Genomic DNA, 3324 nt, shown 5'->3' with positions numbered 1-3324 from the left:
ACTAACAAAGTTCATTGACATATTGGAATAATGATATCGTAATAAATCAGATTGATAGCTATTTATTTAGTTATCAATTCTAAGTTATAAAACAAAACAATAAAGAGTTCATGATATTTTTAGGGTTCATTAATTTATTAATGGATTTTAGAATTATCGCAAAAAGTACAATAAGCTAAAGTAAGGGCGTATGGTGGATGCCTAGGCTCTCAGAGGCGATGAAGGACGTGATAAGCTGCGAAAAGCTGCGGGGATTGGCACATATGATTTGATCCGCAGATATCCGAATGGGGCAACCCAGCATGTTGAAGGCATGTTACCACGCAAGTGGGGCTAACCCGGCGAACTGAAACATCTAAGTAACCGGAGGAAGAGAAAACAAAAGTGATTCCGTAAGTAGTGGCGAGCGAACGCGGATTAGCCCAAACCAGTGTTGTTACGGCAATACTGGGGTTGTAGGACCACGATATTCGATGCTAATAGAATTAGAACTGTTTGGAAAGACAGACCATAGAGGGTGATAGTCCCGTACAAGTAATAGAAGTTATTGATAGTGGTATCCTGAGTAGTGCGGGGCACGTGAAACCCTGTATGAATTTGGCGGGACCATCCGCTAAGGCTAAATACTCCTGAGAGACCGATAGTGAACTAGTACCGTGAGGGAAAGGTGAAAAGAACCCTAAGTAAGGGAGTGAAACAGAACCTGAAACCGTGCGCTTACAAGCGGTCGGAGCCCATTTATGGGTGACGGCGTGCCTTTTGCATAATGAGCCTACGAGTTACTTTATCTAGCGAGGTTAAGTGATTAAGTCATGGAGCCGTAGCGAAAGCGAGTCTGAATAGGGCGCTTTAGTTAGATGTAGTAGACGCGAAACCGAGTGATCTACCCATGGGCAGGTTGAAGCTGTGGTAACACACAGTGGAGGACCGAACCAGTTGACGTTGAAAAGTCTTTGGATGACCTGTGGGTAGGGGTGAAAGGCCAATCAAACTCGGAAATAGCTCGTACTCCCCGAAATGCATTTAGGTGCAGCGTTGTGGTTAGTTTTATAGAGGTAGAGCTACTGATTGGATGCGGGGGCTTCACCGCCTACCAATTCCTGACAAACTCCGAATGCTATAAAATGATACACAGCAGTGAGGGCATGGGTGCTAAGGTCCATGTCCGAGAGGGAAAGAACCCAGACCATCAGCTAAGGTCCCCAAATATATACTAAGTTGAACTAACGAGGTTTGATTGCATTGACAGCTAGGATGTTGGCTTGGAAGCAGCCATTCATTTAAAGAGTGCGTAACAGCTCACTAGTCGAGCGATCGAGCATGGATAATAATCGGGCATTAAGTATATTACCGAAGCTATGGATGTATAGTTTACTATACGTGGTAGGGGAGCATTGTAATCTGCGTTGAAGGTGGACTGTGAGGTTTGCTGGAGTGATTACAAAAGAAAATGTAGGCATAAGTAACGATAATGCGGGTGAGAAACCCGCACACCGAAAGACTAAGGTTTCCTCAGCGATGCTAATCAGCTGAGGGTTAGTCGGGACCTAAGGCGAACCCGAAAGGGGTAGTCGATGGACAACAGGTTAATATTCCTGTACTACTTATTATTGTGATGGGGTGACGAAGTAATGAACCCACTGCGTACTGACGGAATAGTACGTTGAACCAGGTAGGTATAGGGCTTGTAGTTAAATGCGCAGGCCTTGCTGAACTGGGATAGTACCACGAAGCTTCGGTGGAGTGGATAATGTGGCTAAGGGCTTCCAAGAAAAACCTCTAAACTCTAGATAATAAGTACCCGTACCCTAAACCGACACAGGTAGTTGGGATGAGAATTCTAAGGTGCTCGAGAGATTCATGGCTAAGGAACTAGGCAAAATAGACTCGTAACTTCGGGAGAAGAGTCGCCCCCTCTTCATTGAGGGGGCCGCAGTGAAAAGATCCAGGCGACTGTTTATCAAAAACATAGGGCTTTGCAAAATTGAAAGATGACGTATAAGGCCTGACACCTGCCCGGTGCTGGAAGGTTAAGTGGAGATGTTAGAGGTTTACCTCGAAGCATTGAAATGAAGCCCCAGTAAACGGCGGCCGTAACTATAACGGTCCTAAGGTAGCGAAATTCCTTGTCGGGTAAGTTCCGACCTGCACGAATGGTGCAACGATCTGGATACTGTCTCGGCCATGAGCTCGGTGAAATTGAAGTATCGGTGAAGATGCCGATTACCCGCTATGGGACGAAAAGACCCCGTGAACCTTTACTATAGCTTAGTATTGACTTTGGATAAGTAATGTGTAGGATAGGTGGGAGACTTCGAAGCGACATCGCTAGGTGTTGTGGAGTCGCCGTTGAAATACCACCCTTTGCTTATTTGAAGCCTAACTCCCTTGCGGGAGGACAGTGCTTGGTGGGTAGTTTGACTGGGGTGGTCGCCTCCAAAAGAGTAACGGAGGCTTCTAAAGGTACCCTCAGCACGCTTGGTAACCGTGCGTAGAGTGCAATGGCATAAGGGTGCTTGACTGAGAGACATACACGTCGATCAGGTTGGAAACAAGAGCATAGTGATCCGGTGGTTCCGCATGGAAGGGCCATCGCTCAAAGGATAAAAGGTACTCCGGGGATAACAGGCTGATCTCCCCCAAGAGCTCATATCGACGGGGGGGTTTGGCACCTCGATGTCGGCTCGTCACATCCTGGGGCTGGAGAAGGTCCCAAGGGTTGGGCTGTTCGCCCATTAAAGTGGCACGCGAGCTGGGTTCAGAACGTCGTGAGACAGTTCGGTCTCTATCTATAGTGGGCGTTAGAAATTTGAGTGGATCTGATTCTAGTACGAGAGGACCGAATTGGACTGACCTCTAGTGTATCAGTTGTCTCGCCAGGGGCACTGCTGAGTAGCTACGTCGGGAAGGGATAAGCGCTGAAAGCATATAAGCGCGAAACCCACCACAAGATGAGATTTCTTTTAAGGGTCGTGGAAGACTACCACGTTGATAGGCTATAGGTGTAAAGGCAGTAATGTCATAGCCAAGTAGTACTAATAACCCGTATAGCTTATGTAAGATCGCTCTCCTTCGGGGGAGCGGCGGAACTTTTTTTTGAATTTGTAACATATCATTATTTTAATATGTCAACTTATACAGGTGGCCTCAGGCCAGCCTGACAAGCTTAAGGTGATTATAGCGATAGGTCTCACCTCTTCCCATCCCGAACAGAGAAGTTAAACCTATCAGCGCTGATGGTACTGCCACTGGTGGGAGAGTAAGTCGTTGCCTTTCTTTTAAAACCTCTGATACAATCGTATCGGAGGTTTTTTTTTGGTAAAA

General features: G+C 46.5%; 2 rRNA genes. Both read left to right on the top strand.

The features are described 5' to 3' along the window. Positions 1–170 precede the first annotated feature (170 nt). A 23S ribosomal RNA gene (locus LCM02_RS15870) occupies positions 171–3058 on the top strand. Between the two features lie 109 nt (positions 3059–3167). Continuing rightward, positions 3168–3276: ribosomal RNA gene (gene rrf / locus LCM02_RS15865) — 5S ribosomal RNA — on the top strand. Positions 3277–3324: the final 48 nt, after the last annotated feature.

Source organism: Lutimonas saemankumensis, assembly GCF_020171465.1.
GTDB lineage: Bacteria > Bacteroidota > Bacteroidia > Flavobacteriales > Flavobacteriaceae > Lutimonas > Lutimonas saemankumensis.
Note: the sequence above shows the minus strand (reverse complement) of the source record. Positions and strands in the feature narration are given on the sequence as shown.